Source organism: Thiothrix unzii, from assembly GCF_017901175.1.
GTDB classification, from domain to species: Bacteria; Pseudomonadota; Gammaproteobacteria; order Thiotrichales; family Thiotrichaceae; genus Thiothrix; species Thiothrix unzii.
In genome coordinates this window covers 103,725-120,755 of record NZ_CP072793.1, presented here as the reverse complement: position 1 = coordinate 120,755, position 17,031 = coordinate 103,725, and the positions used below count along the sequence as shown (strand labels likewise).

19 protein-coding genes are annotated in these 17,031 nt (G+C 51.7%); 6 read left to right on the top strand and 13 right to left on the bottom strand.

The window, feature by feature from the left end; genetic code table 11:
- Nucleotides 1-58: 58 nt before the first annotated feature.
- From J9260_RS00715 to J9260_RS00690, 6 genes are all read right to left on the bottom strand, one after another.
- Nucleotides 59-442, bottom strand: coding sequence for a hypothetical protein (locus J9260_RS00715; RefSeq protein ID WP_210219154.1), 384 nt, complete (start codon nt 440-442; stop codon nt 59-61).
- Nucleotides 432-1,706, bottom strand: coding sequence for an ATP-binding protein (locus J9260_RS00710; protein WP_210219153.1), 1,275 nt, complete (start codon nt 1,704-1,706; stop codon nt 432-434). The genes J9260_RS00715 and J9260_RS00710 overlap by 11 nt, the downstream gene beginning before the upstream one ends.
- 153 nt (nt 1,707-1,859) lie before the next feature.
- The gene (locus tag J9260_RS00705; protein WP_210219152.1) at nt 1,860-2,378 is read right to left on the bottom strand and encodes a M23 family metallopeptidase; all 519 of its coding nucleotides are present in this window, start codon (nt 2,376-2,378) and stop codon (nt 1,860-1,862) included.
- A 112-nt stretch (nt 2,379-2,490) separates the two neighbouring features.
- Nucleotides 2,491-3,468, bottom strand: a complete 978-nt coding sequence (locus J9260_RS00700; RefSeq protein ID WP_210219151.1) for a type II secretion system protein N — start codon at nt 3,466-3,468, stop codon at nt 2,491-2,493.
- A gap of 19 nt (nt 3,469-3,487) precedes the next feature.
- A complete protein-coding gene (locus tag J9260_RS00695; RefSeq protein WP_210219150.1) occupies nt 3,488-4,504 on the bottom strand; it encodes an NAD-dependent epimerase in 1,017 nt (338 codons plus the stop codon).
- A 13-nt stretch (nt 4,505-4,517) separates the two neighbouring features.
- Complete coding sequence (locus J9260_RS00690; RefSeq protein WP_210219149.1) at nt 4,518-5,417, bottom strand: phosphoribosylaminoimidazolesuccinocarboxamide synthase; 900 nt, start codon at nt 5,415-5,417, stop codon at nt 4,518-4,520.
- An 84-nt stretch (nt 5,418-5,501) separates the two neighbouring features.
- On the opposite strand from J9260_RS00690, the gene purE reads away from it, so the two are divergent.
- The 5 genes from purE to J9260_RS00665 all read left to right on the top strand — a co-directional run bounded on the left by purE (nt 5,502) and on the right by J9260_RS00665 (nt 10,498).
- Nucleotides 5,502-6,005: a 5-(carboxyamino)imidazole ribonucleotide mutase gene (gene purE, locus J9260_RS00685; protein ID WP_228292398.1), complete on the top strand. Its 504-nt coding sequence runs from the start codon at nt 5,502-5,504 to the stop codon at nt 6,003-6,005.
- A gap of 130 nt (nt 6,006-6,135) precedes the next feature.
- The gene (locus J9260_RS00680; protein WP_210219148.1) at nt 6,136-8,316 is read left to right on the top strand and encodes a hybrid sensor histidine kinase/response regulator; all 2,181 of its coding nucleotides are present in this window, start codon (nt 6,136-6,138) and stop codon (nt 8,314-8,316) included.
- Between the two features lie 66 nt (nt 8,317-8,382).
- Nucleotides 8,383-9,507: a 5-(carboxyamino)imidazole ribonucleotide synthase gene (locus J9260_RS00675; protein ID WP_210219147.1), complete on the top strand. Its 1,125-nt coding sequence runs from the start codon at nt 8,383-8,385 to the stop codon at nt 9,505-9,507.
- Nucleotides 9,508-9,527: 20 nt separating this feature from the next.
- Nucleotides 9,528-9,905, top strand: coding sequence for a SirB2 family protein (locus tag J9260_RS00670; protein WP_210219146.1), 378 nt, complete (start codon nt 9,528-9,530; stop codon nt 9,903-9,905).
- Complete coding sequence (locus tag J9260_RS00665; RefSeq protein WP_210219145.1) at nt 9,905-10,498, top strand: class I SAM-dependent methyltransferase; 594 nt, start codon at nt 9,905-9,907, stop codon at nt 10,496-10,498. The genes J9260_RS00670 and J9260_RS00665 overlap by 1 nt, the downstream gene beginning before the upstream one ends.
- A gap of 72 nt (nt 10,499-10,570) precedes the next feature.
- Here J9260_RS00665 and typA read toward each other — a convergent pair whose 3' ends face one another.
- A complete protein-coding gene (typA, locus tag J9260_RS00660; RefSeq protein WP_210219144.1) occupies nt 10,571-12,418 on the bottom strand; it encodes a translational GTPase TypA in 1,848 nt (615 codons plus the stop codon).
- A gap of 140 nt (nt 12,419-12,558) precedes the next feature.
- Here typA and J9260_RS00655 point away from each other — a divergent pair, with 140 nt between their 5' ends.
- Nucleotides 12,559-12,951 (top strand): group II truncated hemoglobin, encoded by a 393-nt coding sequence (locus J9260_RS00655; RefSeq protein WP_210219143.1) that lies wholly within the window; start codon nt 12,559-12,561, stop codon nt 12,949-12,951.
- Between the two features lie 27 nt (nt 12,952-12,978).
- On the opposite strand, the gene J9260_RS00650 is transcribed toward J9260_RS00655, so the two are convergent.
- From J9260_RS00650 to J9260_RS00625, 6 genes are all read right to left on the bottom strand, one after another.
- Entirely contained in the window at nt 12,979-14,028 is a 1,050-nt protein-coding gene (locus J9260_RS00650; protein WP_210219142.1) for a Fic family protein, read from the bottom strand.
- Between the two features lie 23 nt (nt 14,029-14,051).
- Nucleotides 14,052-14,795, bottom strand: a complete 744-nt coding sequence (locus tag J9260_RS00645; protein WP_210219141.1) for a lysophospholipid acyltransferase family protein — start codon at nt 14,793-14,795, stop codon at nt 14,052-14,054.
- Nucleotides 14,796-14,811: 16 nt separating this feature from the next.
- A complete protein-coding gene (gene gmhB / locus J9260_RS00640; RefSeq protein ID WP_210220841.1) occupies nt 14,812-15,354 on the bottom strand; it encodes a D-glycero-beta-D-manno-heptose 1,7-bisphosphate 7-phosphatase in 543 nt (180 codons plus the stop codon).
- Nucleotide 15,355: 1 nt separating this feature from the next.
- On the bottom strand, nt 15,356-15,967 hold the full coding sequence (gene rdgB / locus J9260_RS00635; protein ID WP_210219140.1) for an RdgB/HAM1 family non-canonical purine NTP pyrophosphatase: 612 nt from the start codon (nt 15,965-15,967) through the stop codon (nt 15,356-15,358).
- Complete coding sequence (gene rph, locus J9260_RS00630) at nt 15,964-16,680, bottom strand: ribonuclease PH (protein WP_210219139.1); 717 nt, start codon at nt 16,678-16,680, stop codon at nt 15,964-15,966. The genes rdgB and rph overlap by 4 nt, the downstream gene beginning before the upstream one ends.
- A gap of 72 nt (nt 16,681-16,752) precedes the next feature.
- Nucleotides 16,753-16,995 (bottom strand): DUF6489 family protein, encoded by a 243-nt coding sequence (locus J9260_RS00625; RefSeq protein ID WP_210219138.1) that lies wholly within the window; start codon nt 16,993-16,995, stop codon nt 16,753-16,755.
- Between the last annotated feature and the right edge of the window lie 36 nt (nt 16,996-17,031).

The following is a 17,031-nucleotide window of genomic DNA, read 5'->3' as shown; positions in this document are numbered from 1 at the left end:
TAACCGGAATGCTGGAGGCGGGCAAACACTGCCCAAGCGGATGCACTAATGTTGCGATTTATCGCTGGTAATGGCGGGTTTGGTAAGGCAGCAGTTCTTTGGCAAGCCGCTTCAAGTCCTGATCCAGCCCCCAATTTTTGGCTAGTGGTTCAACATTCGGTTTGGTGCTGACTGCCGGTTTAAGGTGTGTCTTGAGGGCTGTCACATTCGCAAACAGGGTTTTTTTACGCTCATCCGATACACAGTTATAGCGCAATAGGCGGTCAACCAAATAGCCAGCACGGAGTTGGGATTGCAGGTTGGTTACGGGTAATTGTGTGAAGTCGGGGATGAAATCCTGATACCAAAGTCCTAACGCCACGGTCTTGACATCCTCCAGCGAGGCTTGGTCAAAGTCGTGTGTGACTAAACGCTCGAAAGCGGTGTGGACATCAGTCGGCATTGACAACTTCCGCAAGCAACAAACTGATCGGCACAGCAAAAAACTGCTGTCCCCCAACCCGAAACGGCAACACCCGCTCCCCACTGTAAAACACCAACCCCGCTTCCAACCTATCCCCCACAAACTCCGCCAACTGCACCAGCCCCTTAAAATCCGCCTCACCCACCGATGCCGAAGCCTTGATTTCAATCCCAATCAGCTTGCCGCCACTGCGTTCCAGCACAATATCTACCTCGTTTTTGCTGGTGTCACGGAAGTGGTAAACGCCAACTTCCTCTTCCGCCCAGCCCATGTGCTTGAAGCATTCCATCACGATAAAGCTTTCCAGCAGATTGCCAAAAATGGCGGAAGTCGCCAGTTGCCGCGCTGTCTTAATACCGAGCAAATGGCAAGCTAGCCCGGTATCCACCATGTGCAGCTTCGGCATTCCCACGGTTTCACGTTTGGCACTGTTTTTCACAAACGGGGAAATACGCTTGATGATAAACATCCATTCCAACGCTTCGATATAGGATCTGATGACTTGATCGTTTTGCGCCAAATCGTTGGCAACACTGGCATATTTCAGCAGATTGCCGCTCAAACCCGCGAGGTAAGGGATCAAGGCTTGCAGTTTGGCATGGTATTCCCCCCGCGCTGCGTACAGCGTTTCAAAATCCTTGAACAAACGCCCCTGTATGTACGATTTGAACCAGATGGATTTGCCGCGTGCGCTTTTGCTTTGCACTTCCGGGTAGCCACCATCTAGCAGGATTTGCGCGAGTTGTTCGCGCCCCAGTTCGGGTAATGCTTGTTGGTAAGAAAAGTCACCTGCCAGCAAATAGTCGATCAGGTTGAAACGGCTACCCCGGATTTCAGTGATGGAAAGCGGCCACAATTCCACTCGTGCCATGTGTCCCGGCAAGGCTTCTTGAGTGCGAGCTGAACTGAAAATATCCGCTGAACCCGTCAACAGGAATTTGCCTTTCTGCCCCGGCGGTAAATTATCAGATACCCGTTTAATCGCAGAAGTGAGTTCGGGTGCGTACTGAAATTCATCCAGCACCAAGTTCTGCCCGGCAAACGATTGAATGAAACCGTGGGGATCATTGCGTGCCGCCGCCAATACACCTTCCTCATCCAGCGACAAATATTGCATTCCACGTTCGGCAGCGATGGACTTGGCAATCGTGGTTTTGCCTGCCTGACGTGGCCCTGTGAGGTAAAGAATCCTGAATTCTGCCAGTAAGTCCAGCAGCAAGGGGGTGCTATTACGTTGATACATGCAGATCTCTCATCGCCTTAATACGAGAAATAGTAGACCTTAATACGAGTTTCGGAAAGCACTATCACGAGTTTTAACAAATTAACTCAATAAAAATCAGTCAACTAAAAATTTTTCATGCAAAACTATAGTGCCAAACCAAAATATTCAACCCTACCGCGACAGCCACCGATTTGGATCAACAAAAAACAGTTTATTCCACGCCTGCGGCACACCCGCATCATACAGCCACGGCTGCGGATACGGCGTGCGGATTGCGTAATGTAAGTGCGGTGGTTTGCCCACGGCATTGCCCGACGTACCCACCGTGCCAATCCGTTCCCCCGCCTTGACCCAGTGCCACGCTTGCGTGTCAATGTCTTGCAAATGCGCGTAATAATGCAGCCGCCACTTACCACCCAGCACCAGCACAATATTGCCGCCCAAACTATCGACCCCGGTATGCACCACCAAACCGTGGGTAGCCGCCAGCACGGGCGTGCCTTCCTGCGCGAAAATGTCGATGCCTTTGTGTGTGCCGGAACGCCCCCACGGGTAATACCAAAACGATTGCGGATGCCAATCGCGGGTAGTCGCGCCCTGCACCGGAATCGTCGGGGTTTCAGGCAGCAACCCACCCAACGCGCCAACACTCAACAGGGTTAACGCTATCCAGTAGCGCGTTTTGAGCATGGTTACACCTGCCTTATGGCTTAATTGATCAGGCGTTTAGTCTAAGCAGTGGATGTGCAGGGCGCGTGCAAGGGTTACGGAAAAACGGTGGAAACAGGTGCGGTAGGGCGCGTTAACGCCCCAAGGAAATCGGTAAGTTGAGCTGTTGCCCGCCACGGGTCAAACTTAAATTGACCTGTGGGGAAGATGCCGCCGCGCTCAATGCCTGTGCTCCGGCGGCGGGGCTATCGAGTGGTGTGCCATTAATCGCGGTCACTATATCGCCGGGTTGCAACCCAAGCTGATTAAACAAGCCCACGTTGCTCCCCGGCATCAGCCGAAAGCCGACGAATTTACCATTAGCTTCGTGCGGTTCTGGCGTTACCACTTCACTCAGTTGCGGCGTATTCATTGGCACTGGTGCGGCTGAATTCGGCTCAGGTAAAGACTCATGCGGCACGTTCATTTCCGGCTGTTCGGGCGACATGCCGCTGGGTAAATCGGGCGGTATATCAATGGGTGCATTCAGACCATCCGGCAAGGCTTCGTCCATCACGGGCGGCATCGGCTCTTCCATGGCGAAGTCCGGCACGCTGGGGGAAGAACCGGCATTGCTGCTGGCTTTTAACGCAGGCAAGGCAATCTTTTCCGGCGTGCCATTGCGCAAAATCACAATATGATCCGCGAATACCGCCTGTAAGCGCACCCCCGCCGCAATGTCTTCCCCGACACGGTAATTGCTCTGCTTCCCGCCATCTTCGATGACAATTTGCCCTGCTTCACCTGACACCACGCCCGCTAACTTAAATGCTAACTGGCTGGTTTGTAGATTTTTGGTATCGGTCGGGGTCGTTGGTGGCTCGACTGCCGGTTGCCCAAACAAGTGTAAATCAGCGATTTGCGCCCCCACATCAGGCGTATCGGTCGTGGTTTGCGCGGGTGCTTGCGTTTGGGTTAGCGACTCGTCGAACGCGGTAGTTTCCGCCGGATACAACGCCCACAACAACCGCGCCAACAAAAACCCGCACAAAATGACCAGCAGCAAGCTCAGGTAATCCGGCAATCGGTTCAACAGTTGTTTGACGCTGCGGTGTTCACGAATAGCTTGCATGACTTAACCTTACTGGTAACTAGACCCCGTAGTATTCCCGATACCACGCGACAAAACGGCGCGTGCCTTCATCCACGGACATACTCGGACGATAACCGACATCCTGCACCAAAGCACCGACATCAGCGTAAGTATCCGGCACATCGCCGGGTTGCAGCGGCAATAAATTGAGCTGCGCTTTCATCCCCAACGCATTTTCAATCGCTTGGATATAGTCCATCAACTCCACCGGATGCTGATTACCGATGTTATACACCCGCCAAGGGGCTTTGCTAGTCGCCGGGTCTGGGGTTGCGCCCTGCCAATCGGGGTTGCCGGTTGCGGTATTATCCAAAGTACGGATAACCCCTTCCACAATATCGTCAATATAAGTGAAATCGCGGCGGTGTTTACCGTAGTTAAACACATCAATCGGCTGCCCTGCCAAAATCGCCTTGGTAAACTTAAACATCGCCATATCCGGGCGACTCCAAGGGCCATACACCGTGAAAAACCGCAGCCCGGTAGTCGGCAAACCGTACAAATGCGAGTAAGTATGCGCCATCAACTCATTGGCTTTTTTCGAGGCCGCATACAATGACAGCGGGTGGTCAACATTATCGTGTACCGAAAACGGCATGGATTCATTCGCGCCGTAAACAGAACTCGACGAAGCGTACACCAGATGCTTCACCCCGTTATGGCGGCAACCTTCCAGAATGTGCGCAAACCCCACCAAGTTACTGTCAACATACGCCAACGGGTTGTCGATGGAATAACGCACCCCGGCTTGCGCTGCGAGATTTACTACCGCATCCAAACCTTCCGCCGCAAACAATTGCGCCATGCCGTCACGATCTGCCAAATCCAAGCGCATGAATTTGAATCGCCCTGCACTATCCGCATCCACCACGCGCTGCAAACGACGCTGTTTCAACGTCACATCGTAGTAATCGTTGAAATTGTCGATCCCCACGACTTCATCGCCGCGCTCCAGCAGTTTCAGAGCTAAATGCATCCCGATGAAACCAGCTACCCCTGTTATTAGTACTCGCATGATTGCCCTGCCCTCACTTCATTAATAAATCAGCCACTTCCCGATACTTAGCTGCTGTCTTTTCCATAATCTCGGCGGGCAATTCCGGCCCCGGCGCAACCTTGCCCCAATCCAAGGTTTCGAGGTAATCGCGCACGAATTGCTTATCAAACGACGGCGGGCTAATCCCCGGCTGGTATTGATCCGCAGGCCAGAAACGTGAGGAATCCGGCGTTAAAATTTCGTCGATTAACACCAATTGATCATTCGCATCCAAACCGAATTCAAATTTGGTATCCGCAATAATAATCCCACGCTCCAATGCGTAAGCCGCCGCACGGTTATACAACTCAATACTGACGCTACGCACTTGTTCAGCCAAGGCCGCACCAATCTTATCCTGCATCTGCGCAAACGAGATATTGATGTCGTGTTCGCCCACTTCAGCTTTGCTGGATGGGGTAAAAATCGGCTCAGGCAAACGATCCGCCATTTGCAATCCGGTCGGCAGGGTGATGCCGCATACCGCGCCAGTTTGCTGATAATCTTTCCAGCCCGAACCGATCAGATAACCACGCACGATAGCCTCCACCGGCAACGGGCGTAAGCGTTTCACGATAATGCTGCGGCCTTGCAACGTGGCTTTTTCGGCGGCAGTCAGTGGCAAATCGTCCAGCGTTTTGTCACTCAAGTGGTTAGGAATCACGTCCTGCAATAAACCGAACCAAAAGTTCGCCACTTGGGTAAGAATCACGCCTTTTTGCGGAATCGGGGTGGGCATAATCACGTCAAACGCCGACAAACGGTCAGTGGTAACGATCAGCATGTGCTGTTCATCCACCGCATAAATGTCGCGAACTTTGCCGCGTGCGATTAAAGGCAGGGAGGTAATAGCGGTTTCAAACACGCTGGAGGAAGTAATTGTGGTATCCATTGTATGGGTATTGCCGTAATCAAATAGTGCGAAAGGGTACATCACGGTATAATATCAGATTTTGCAGGAAATAAGGGTAGCATCATGGCCCAAGTCGGTTCAGGTGTCGTCGTCGGCGTTGTTATGGGCAGTAACAGCGACTGGAACGTTATGTCAAAAGCAGTCGAGCAACTGGAAAAGTTCGGCATCGCTCACGAATACCGGGTGGTTTCCGCGCATCGCACCCCTGATTTATTGTTTGAATACGCCGAAACCGCACGGGAACGCGGCCTGCAATGCATTATTGCGGGTGCTGGCGGCGCGGCGCATTTACCCGGCATGTTAGCGGCAAAAACCACCTTACCCATTTTGGGTGTGCCAGTGACGAGCCGCGCTTTGAGTGGGGTGGACTCGCTGTATTCCATCGTGCAAATGCCCAAAGGCGTGCCAGTGGCAACCTTCGCGATTGGTGAGGCGGGTGCGGCGAATGCGGCCTTGTTTGCAGTGGCCATGCTCGCCAATAACGACCCGGTTCTGGCAGAAAAGCTGGAGAAATTCCGTGAAGAACAACGGCAACACGCGATGAATATGCCATTGCCTCCAGAATAAAGACAATATGGGGAATCGGTGCATTATCCGTGCAACCCGCCTTGTACTGCTTGTTTGCCTGTATTGTTTCACTATACCGTTGTGGGCAGCCCCAACAACGGTTTTGACGGATGCACAAACGTCCGTATCGGTGAACACGCATCTCGATTTTTTGCATGACCCTGCTGGCAATCTAGGCATTGAAGATGTCGCGGCCCACGCTTATGCCGAGCAATTCCACAATACGGGTGCGGCAGATTTTAGTAAGGGGCTAACAACAGATGTGTATTGGCTGCGTGTGCGTATCCTGAACCAAGCCAACGCCGCACATCCTTGGTTTTTGCAATTAATTGGTCAGGAAGATGCCTCGGTAGCCGTATACCTGCAAGCTGATTTGCCAAGTTTGGCTACTCCACCGACACGCCTTGAGCCGCAGCCGTATTTCCTTTATCACACTTACCCATTGCCATTGGCTTCTCAAACGGCTTACACCCTGTACATACGCTTACACAATCAGAATGCGGCATTGCTGGGTAATGCCCACTTCAAGCAAGCTGAGCAGCGGGTGAATATTCACAGTGTTGTCTTTGGTGTCTTGTTGGCAGGTTGTTTACTGGCGTTGGGAGTGTACAACGGGATATTAGCATTCAACTTGCGGGATCGTAATTTTGCTTGGTTAGCCGCGTTTATCTTGGCGATTATGCTGAAATTGACCCAGTATACAGGTTTGTTCCAGCAGTATATTCGGGTATCCGAGCAATACGCATTTCTGTATTCCGCGCTGGGGTATCTTTGTATTATCAGCTATTTGGCATTTTTCCGTCATTTACTAGGGACGCGCAGTTACTTGCCTTACCTTGATAAGGTATTTGCAGGGATATTTTGGTTGGCGGTGGTCATGATGCTGGGTTCCCCTTGGCTACCGTTTGATCTGTACGTCATCAATGTGTTGGCTCTCCTGAGCGGAGTGATAACCCTGCTGGCTATCTGGCGTTTGCGCCGCTTGCAGATACCTCGCATTCACAAGCTGAACTGGGCATTTTTCGTCTTGATTGGTGGATTGTTGCCGACAGTATTGAATACCTTAGGTATTTCGCTCGGATTCAATGATCATCTTAATCTGTCACTGACTGGGGTTACGCTCTTTGTTTTGTTGCTATCGACCGTGCAAGCCGATCATGTACGCCGTTTGCGTGAAGAAACAGCCAGTGCAAATGCGGCTAACAAGGCTAAAGGCGATTTTCTCACCACCATGAGCCACGAATTGCGCACCCCGATGAATGCGGTGGTGGGTGCGGGTGTGTTATTACAGGATACCGCACTGACACCGCAGCAACGCAGCTACGTCGACAAGCTGGAAATTGCTGCCCGCCACATGCTGACCCTGATTGGCAATATTCTGGATGTTGCCCGTATTGAGCAGCAGGCATTGCATCTGGAAAAAATTTCATTTGATCTCAACGCTATCGCCACCGAGTTGGAAATCTTATTTGCAAGGCAGGCAGTCGACAAAGGCTTAGCATTCAATATTCATGCACCTGCGGATTCAGTTTGGTTGCAAGGCGACCCAACACGCTTGAAGCAAATCCTCGTAAACCTGCTGGGTAATGCCATCAAGTTTACCGAGCGCGGCAGTGTCGAGTGTACGCTGGTGGTGGGCAAGAAAAGTGAGGAAGGGCTTCCCGTAACGTTTAGCGTCACCGATAGCGGCATCGGCATTACCCCGCAACAGCAGGTGCATTTATTCCAACCATTTTCACAGGCAGATAGCTCAACCTCGCGACGTTACGGTGGCAGTGGTCTGGGGCTTGCCATCAGTGCGCAATTGGTGCGGCAGATGGGAGGAGAGTTAAGTGTGGAAAGTTCACCGGGGCAAGGCAGCAGCTTCTCGTTTACTCTGGAATTCCCCGTTGTTGAAATAATCCCGGCGACGCAATCACCTGCCAGCATCGCACCGCGTACACTGCCAGATGCACACATTTTGCTGGTGGATGACGACGTGCTAAACCAATTTTTTGCGCAAGCCATCCTCGAAAAATTAGGGATGCGCGTCACTGTGGCAGATAGTGGGGCAGCCGCTATCCAGCAGGCACAGCAACAGGATTTTGCAATGGTGTTGATGGATGTGAGTATGCCGGGTATGGATGGTTATGAGACAACCCAGCAAATTCGCCAGTTCAAACCAGCGGCAGCGTTACCGATTATCGCCCTGACTGCGCACGCAATTGAAGGGGAACGGGAACGCTGTTTTACGGCGGGGATGGATGATTTCTTGAGCAAGCCGTATCAATTGTGGGACTTGCAGCAGATATTGCAGCGATGGCTGCGTTGATGCTTCGCGCTGTGGTTTCCTGTATCCTTCGTGCTTGTTTTATCGTATGAATAGACCCTAGGCTTTATGACACTACTCCCCGGATCAACCATCGGAATGCTCGGTGGCGGGCAACTTGGACGTATGTTCACCGTTGCCGCACGCACCCTCGGCTATCGCGTCATCGTGCTGGAACCCGACCCGCACAGCCCCGCCGCGCAATTTGCCGACGAACACATTATTGCCGCTTACGACGACACCGCCGCCTTGACCTTGTTTGGCAACGCCTGCGATGTTGTTACCACTGAGTTTGAAAATATTCCTGCGAAAACGCTGGAATTCCTCACACAGTTTTGCCCGGTGCGCCCTGCTGCCAGCGCGGTGGAAATGGCACAAGACCGGATCGTGGAAAAGGAATTTGTGCGTTCCTGCGGTTTATTGCCCGTGCCGTTTGCGGCGATTCGGCGTATTCCCGACCTTGCGGCAGCGCAAGAGCTAGTGACATTTCCGGCGATTTTGAAGACCGCACGCTTGGGTTACGACGGCAAGGGGCAGTCAACGGTTCACGATCTTGCCGAAGCCGAAGCCGCTTTTGTACGCATGGGCGAGGTCGAATGCGTGCTGGAACAGCGGGTGGATTTAGCCTGCGAAATTTCCGTGATTCTGGCGCGTAGTGTCAGCGGTGAAGTGCGATGCTTCCCCGTGGCGGAAAATGAACACCGCAACGGCATTTTGCACCAAACCATCGTCCCGGCACGGGTTGCACCCGCTCTTGCACAATCGGCACAAGCGGCGGCGACCCGCATCGCGAATAAACTCGATTTCGTCGGGGTGATGGCGGTGGAATTTTTCATTACCCGCAGCGGCGAATTACTCGTCAACGAAATGGCTCCGCGCACCCACAATAGCGGGCATTACACCTTGGATGCGTGCATCACTTCGCAATTTGAACAACAAGTGCGCATGGTCTGCGAATTGCCGTTTGGCGATACTCACCTGCTATCGTCCGTGGTCATGGTCAATTTACTCGGCGATGTGTGGGGCGACTCCCAACCGCTGTGGTTGGCATTGCTGCAAAGTGCGCACACCAAACTCCATTTATACGGCAAACGCGAAGCTCGCGTCGGGCGTAAAATGGGGCATTACTGCACATTGGCAGACAATGCCGATGCCGCACTGGCAGAAGCTGGGCGGATTTTCCAACAACTGTAAAACTGTAGAGGTGACACCACATGGATAACAATACCCTGATTTTAAAAGTACACGTCATTATCGCGTTGCTCTCGCTGGCTATTTATTTGCTGCGCGGCTTGTGGATGATGACCAATAATCCGGCAGTTACTGGCAAACCGGCCTTAGCCAGCGCGTCGCTTTCCATGCTGATTTTGCTGGGAACGGGTGTATGGCTGGCATTTGTCAGCGGTGCGCACGGGCTGGATGGTTTCGTGGTTTTCAAGTTTATGGGTTTGCTTGAATACATCGTGCTGGGCGTGATCGCGCTGAAACCGGGCTTACCGCGCCCCACTGCGATTGTCTTGTGGGTGGCTGGTTTAGGCGGTTTTGTGTTCAGTTACTTAGTCGCTAAAGGCGTTGTACCGGTGTTGTTCTAATGGCTGATATTCCTTACACCAAAGACTTGCGCAATGACATTCGTTTTGAAACCGAATTGTGCGGGCATAAGCTCACGTTCTTGTCCACTTGGGGGATTTTTTCCCCGCGTGAAATTGATGACGGCACTGATTTGCTGCTGAAATACTTGGAAATTAACCCGACGGATGATTGTTTCGACTTGGGTTGCGGCTACGGCCCCGTGGGTTTGGCAATGGCAAAACTCGCACCACTTGGGCAAACGCTAATGGTAGATAAAGATTTCATGGCGGTGGAATACGCGAACCGTAACGCCGCTTTGAATAAATTACCCAATGCCAAAGCCATGCTCAGTAACGGCTTTCAACACATTGCTAAAGATGCGCGGTTTGATGTAATTGCATCCAACATCCCAGCAAAAGTGGGGAAGGAAATGATGAGTATCTTGCTGCACGATATGAAACACCACCTAAAACCGGGTGGGCGAATCTATTTGGTGACAATCAATGGCTTGCGTGAATACATGAAGCGCAATCTAAAAGAGACTTTCGGTAACTTTGACAAGCTCAAACAAGGCCAGTCTTATACCGTATCTTACGCAGAAAAATTGAAGTAACCCCCTATTTTTCCCCTCTTAACACCCTTCCCCCCTTGCAGGGGTCAGGGCTGAGGATGGGGGGTTAACGTATTACGACGCTTCTTTCTTCGCCGCGCCCGCACGTTTACGGTCGTTTTCCATCAGGAAACGCTTGCGGATACGGATATTCTTTGGCGTGATTTCAACCAATTCGTCATCGTCGATGAATTCCATCGCTTGTTCCAACGTCATGCGGATCGCCGGGACAAGGATCAGGTTTTCGTCAGTACCGGAAGCACGAATATTGGTTAACTGCTTAGCTTTCAGCGGGTTAACTACCAAGTCATTGTCGCGGGTATGGATACCGACAACTTGACCTTCGTACACTTCTTCGGTGTGACCGACGAACAACTTACCACGCTCTTGCAGGCTGAACAGGGCGTAAGCCAAGGCTTTGCCTGTGCCGTTAGAAATCAATACGCCGTTGTGACGGTTGCCAATCGCGCCCGCTTTGAACGGTGCGTAGTTATCAAATACGTGGTAAATCAAACCAGTACCCGAAGTCATGGTCATGAAATCAGTCTGGAAACCGATCAAACCGCGAGCAGGCATCCGGTATTCCAAACGCACCCGACCTTTACCATCGGGAGCCATGTCTTTCAGTTCCGCACGGCGTTCGCCCAGTGCTTCCATGACTTTGCCTTGGCTGGACTCTTCGATGTCAACGGTCACGTTTTCAAACGGTTCCATTTTCACACCGTCGATTTCACGGATGATAACTTCCGGGCGGGAAACTGCGAGTTCATAACCTTCACGACGCATATTTTCGATCAGGATGCCCAAGTGCAATTCACCACGACCGGAAACTTTGAATTTCTCAGGGTCAGCGGTGTCTTCGACGCGCAAGGCTACGTTGTGCAGCAATTCTTGCTTCAAACGCTCGTTCAAGCGACGTGAAGATGTACCAGTTTTAACTTCTTTGCCCGCAAACGGTGAAGTATTGACTTGGAATGTCATGGTAACGGTCGGTTCGTCAATGGTCAGCGGCGGCAATGCAACCACATTTTCTGGGTCACACACGGTGTCGGAAATGTGCAGCTCATCCATACCGGAGAACGCGATAATGTCGCCCGCTTGCGCTTCGTTGACTTCGACGCGATCCAGACCGTTAAAGCCGAGGATTTTCAGCACACGACCGTTACGGATTTTGCCTTCGGTATCAATGACTTTAACTTGGGTATTGGTTTTAACGCGACCTTGCTTGATACGCCCAATCCCGATAATGCCGAGGTAAGAGTTGTAGTCCAATTGGCTGATTTGCAACTGGAACGGTGCATCCGGGTCAACGTCTGGTGCAGCAACGCTGTTGATAATGGTCTGGAACAACGGGGTCATATCGCCGCCGCTAACCGTTTCTTCCAAGCCCGCATAGCCGTTGATGGCAGAAGCGTAAACCACTGGGAAATCGAGCTGCTCGTCAGTCGCGCCAAGGTTATCAAACAGTTCAAACACCTGATCCATTACGCGGTGCGGATTCGCGCCCGGACGGTCGATTTTGTTGACGACCAGAATCGGTTTCAAGCCGTGGGAAAAGGCTTTTTGGGTAACGAAACGAGTTTGTGGCATTGGGCCATCAACTGCGTCAACCAACAGTAATACGGAGTCAACCATTGATAATACGCGCTCTACTTCGCCGCCGAAGTCCGCGTGTCCCGGTGTGTCGACGATATTGATGCGGTATTCTTGACCATCTTCAGGGTTAGTCCAACGCAAAGCGGTGTTTTTCGCCAAAATGGTAATGCCGCGCTCTTTCTCCAGCGCGTTAGAGTCCATCATGCGTTCGGAGACTTCGGCGCGTTCGCCCAAAGTACCGGATTGTTGTAGGAGTTTGTCTACAAGGGTGGTTTTGCCGTGGTCAACGTGGGCAATGATGGCGATATTTCGCAGGTTCTGGATCACAACGGAGTACTCAATGAATTCATGAAAGGCGCGATTATACTGACAATATGTTAATTTTCTAATGTATTTGCGAAATTACATGCTGATAGTGCGAAAAACGCCGTAGACTTGCGCTCTTTTCAGCAAACACGGAGTGCTTAATGGAATTACCCATCAGAACCCACTACGACATGCTCGGCGGCGAACAAGGCATACGCCAATTGGTTAACCGCTTTTATGACTTAATGGACGAACTGCCGGAAGCGTGGGAATTACGCAAAATTCATCAGCAAGATTTGCAAAGTGCACGTGACAAACTTTTTAAGTTTTTATCGGGCTGGCTCGGTGGCCCCGGATTGTACGAAGCCGAATACGGGCATCCGCGTTTGCGGGCGCGGCACATGCCTTTCCCGGTAGATACGCAAATGCGTGACCAGTGGTTAATGTGCATTAATCAGGCATTGGATGAACAAGTCAGTGACGAATTATTCAAGTTACAACTGAAGTCTTCGTTTGCCAACGTCGCAGATCACATGCGTAACCGTGCGGGTTAAGCCTTCCTTGGTTTAGTACGGGAATCGTCAGTGGGGCAGTGAATACCACGTTCCTTTACCCTGACCGTGTTGTTGCAATAACTTGCTACGTACCAATTCTTCCAGCCGCTTCCTAATAGTGGCTCGGTTAGCTTGAGTAGCCAACAAAACTTCCCCGGTGGTGATCCTGCCGTTTTCCCGTGCGAGTTCCAAAATATCTGCTGAGAGTTGAGGTAGTGCTTGCAAGAAATGGCGTTCCCGCTCGACTTTTTTCAATAAGTTATCTTTTTGCTTTTTCATGGAACGTAGGAAAAATAGCAGCCAATGTCCCCACTCTGGCGCATCGCTTTTAAGGGTGGATTGGGTGCGACGCAGTGCCAAGTAATAGCCATCCTTGTTAGCTTCCACCACACTTTCCAAGGAGCTGTAAGGCACATACACATAACCGGCCTTCAATAGCAGTAGTGTGGTGAGAATGCGCGATAACCTGCCATTACCGTCTTGGAAGGGGTGAATCGCCAGAAAGCGCACCACAAACACCGCGACAACTATCAAAGGATGCAAGAAACGGTCAAGCAGGGCTTGGTTTGTCCACTCCACCAGTTCCTGCATTTGCAGTGGGGTTTCAAACGGGCTGGAAGTCTCAAAAATAATGCCGATTTCCTTACCGTCCGCACTGAAAGCAGCCACGCTGTTGGAGAGGATTTTGTACGCTCCCCGGTGGCGTTCGTCTTTGTCGCTGTATTTCAGTAGCAGGGTATGGAACTGCTTGATATGGTTTTCGGTCAGGGGAATGCTGCTGTACGACTCAAACAGCAGTTGCATGACTTCGGCGTAACCTGCCACCTCTTGCTCATCGCGAGTGCTGAACTGGCGTTGCTCCAGATTTTGCAGCAGGTTTTCCACTTCACGATCAGTCAGTTTCACACCCTCAATACGGGTGGAGGAAGCGACACTTTCCACTGTCGCCACCCAGCGTAAAGCTTCCAATCGTTCAGGTGCTAAATTCTGGTAAGTACGCCAACCACCCTTGAACTCGTCAATTTCAGCAATAAGATTGAGAAGTTCAAAGGTAATATCAGGCTTGATGACCTTCATTGAAAACGTCCATATCCATAAATTTATTCGTATTTATTCATACGAGCTTTTTCAGCCTCAATCCAGCCTCTGACGTGCTGATTAATTGCGTCAGCTTTCATGCCTTTGGTTAACAATGGCTCGCCGATACTCACGGTAATCGTACCGGGCTTTTTGATCCAAGCGTGCCGCCGCCAGCTTTCCCCGGCATTGTGTGCCACCGGAACCACCAAAGCACCGATTTGTGCCGCCATCAATGCGCCACCGATTTTGAATTCGCCGGTTTCCGGTGGGGCAATGCGAGTGCCTTCCGGGAAAATAACCACGCAAATACCGGCTTCCAGCAAGGCTTTCCCCTGCTGACTCATTTGTTTAATCGCGGCACGCCCCGCGCTGCGGTCAATCGCAATCGGACGCAGCATACGCAAACCCCAGCCAAAAAACGGAATTTTCAATAACTCTTGTTTCAGCACCCAAGTCAAACGCTGCGGAAAAATTACCGGCAAGGCATAAGTTTCCCAAGTCGACTGGTGGTTTGCCATGATCAGAAACGCACCTTGCGCCGGGATGTTTTCACGCCCTAACACCCGGTATTTGACCCCGCAAGTCACTTCCAGCCACCACACATTGAAACGATTCCACAAGGTGACAGCCGGGTAACGCACTTTATCCGGCAATGCCCACAGCACCACCATCATCATACCGCCAACCAACAAAGTGCTGACCACAGAACCCGCCCAATAAATGGCAGCCCGCAACCCCAACCAGAATGTATTTAATGCGTTCATGCGTTGTGTACTTTTGCTAAAGGAGTGAATCGACGTAGTGTGCCAGATTGTCGAACACAGGTATATCGGCGGGTAAACGCCCATCAGCTAAGGTGCGCTCGCCTTTGCCGGTACGCACTTGCACATAACCCGCGCCCGCTGCTGCGGCGGCTTGCCAGTCGCGTAACGAATCCCCCACCACTACCGCTTGCGTCACATCCGCGCCAAGCTGTTGCGCAATATCGAACATCATGCCCGGTTTGGGTTTACGACACGCGCACTGCGCTTCGCCTAGGTGTGGGCAATACGCAATCAACGCAATTTCCGCGCCGTGTGCCGCCAATAATCCGCGTAACTTGGCGTGCATCGCATCCAATTCTTCCACGCTGTAATAGCCGCGTGCGATACCCGATTGATTGGTCGCCACCGCCAAGGTGTAACCCGCGTGATACAGCCGCGCCATTGCTTCAATGCTGCCGGGAATTGGGATCCATTCAGCCACGCTGCGGATGAAATTATCCGAATCCTCGTTAATTACGCCGTCGCGGTCGAGGATAATAAGTTTGTTTATACCCCTCACCCTACCCCTCTCCCTCAAGGGGAGAGGGAACTGCCAATAACTTATGCAGTTTGCGTAATGCCTGTCCGCGATGACTGATACGGTTTTTTTCTTCCGGCGGTAATTCAGCGGAAGAGCAGCCGTGAGTCGGCACATAAAACAACGGGTCATAGCCAAACCCGTTTGCACCACTCAACTCATGCAAGATTCTGCCCTCCCAACTCGCTTCCGCAATGATGGGCAATTGATCGTCGGCATGACGTAAATACACGATGCAGCAATAGAACCGCGCGGTACGCTGCGCATCCGGCACATCTTTTAACGCTTCAAGTAACTTGGTGTTATTGGCAGCATCACCTGCACCGGAATAACGTGCGGAGTACAACCCCGGCGCACCACCGAGTGCATCCACGACAATGCCGGAATCATCCGCCATCGCGGGCATTCCGGTAGCTTGTGCTGCATGACGGGCTTTAATCAGGGCGTTTTCGACGAAAGTTAACCCGGTTTCATCCGCATCACTGACCCCGAATTCGCTTTGACGCACGAATTCCAAACCCAAATCGCTCATCATGGCATTGAATTCACGCAACTTTCCGGCATTCCCGGAGGCTAAAACAATCCGCTGACTCATCCTGCTAATGCCTCACGTTGTGCTTGCATGATTTCACGAATGCCTTTTTCGGCTAACACCAACATCGCATCCAACTCATCGCGGCGGAACGCATGACCTTCTGCCGTGCCTTGCAACTCAATGAATTGCCCTGCTTCATTCATCACCACATTCATATCGGTTTCGGCTTTGGAATCTTCATCGTAATCCAAGTCCAGCACCGGCACGCCATCAAAAATCCCCACCGACACCGAAGCAATTTGCCCATGCAACGGGTTTTTCTTGAGACGACGATTTTGCTGTAACCAGGTTACCGCATCGCACAATGCCACGTAAGCACCGCTGATGGACGCAGTGCGCGTGCCGCCATCGGCTTGCAACACATCGCAATCGAGGGTGATTTGAAATTCGCCCAAGGCTTCCAAATCCACCATTGCCCGCAACGAACGCCCGATCAATCGCTGGATTTCCATCGTGCGTCCGCCTTGTTTGCCTTTGGCAGCTTCGCGGGCGGTGCGTGAACCCGTGGAGCGCGGCAACATCCCGTATTCTGCCGTCACCCAGCCCTGCCCTTTACCTTTCAACCAACCTGGCAAACGGTCTTCCACCGTCGCAGTACACAACACTTTGGTGTTGCCAAACTCAACCAGCACCGAACCTTCCGCGTGGCAAGTGTAATGACGGGTAAATTTGACCGTTCGCATTTGGTCGGGAGCACGTTCGCTTGGCCTCATCGGGATTCCTTCATGGTGTATTGCGTATTTAAGCGGGCGATTATACGCATCCTTGGGATGGGTTTCATGGAGTTATTTCTCAGCACTCTTGCCGCTGGCGAAATTGCCAAACAGATTCATCCATGACTTCATCGCATCCACATTAGTACCGATGCTGGATTGAAAAATACTGGTGGGATCAAAACCTTCCGCGCCTTCCTTCATTTTTTGCAGCATTTGCTCCATGACTTTCTGGTTGAATTCCTGCACATCCGGCAACCCCATCAGGCGGCGCAACTCTTCCGGTGACATGTCGACATTGATTTGAACATTCATCGTAATACTCCCTTGGTTAGAACAACTAGGTTATAT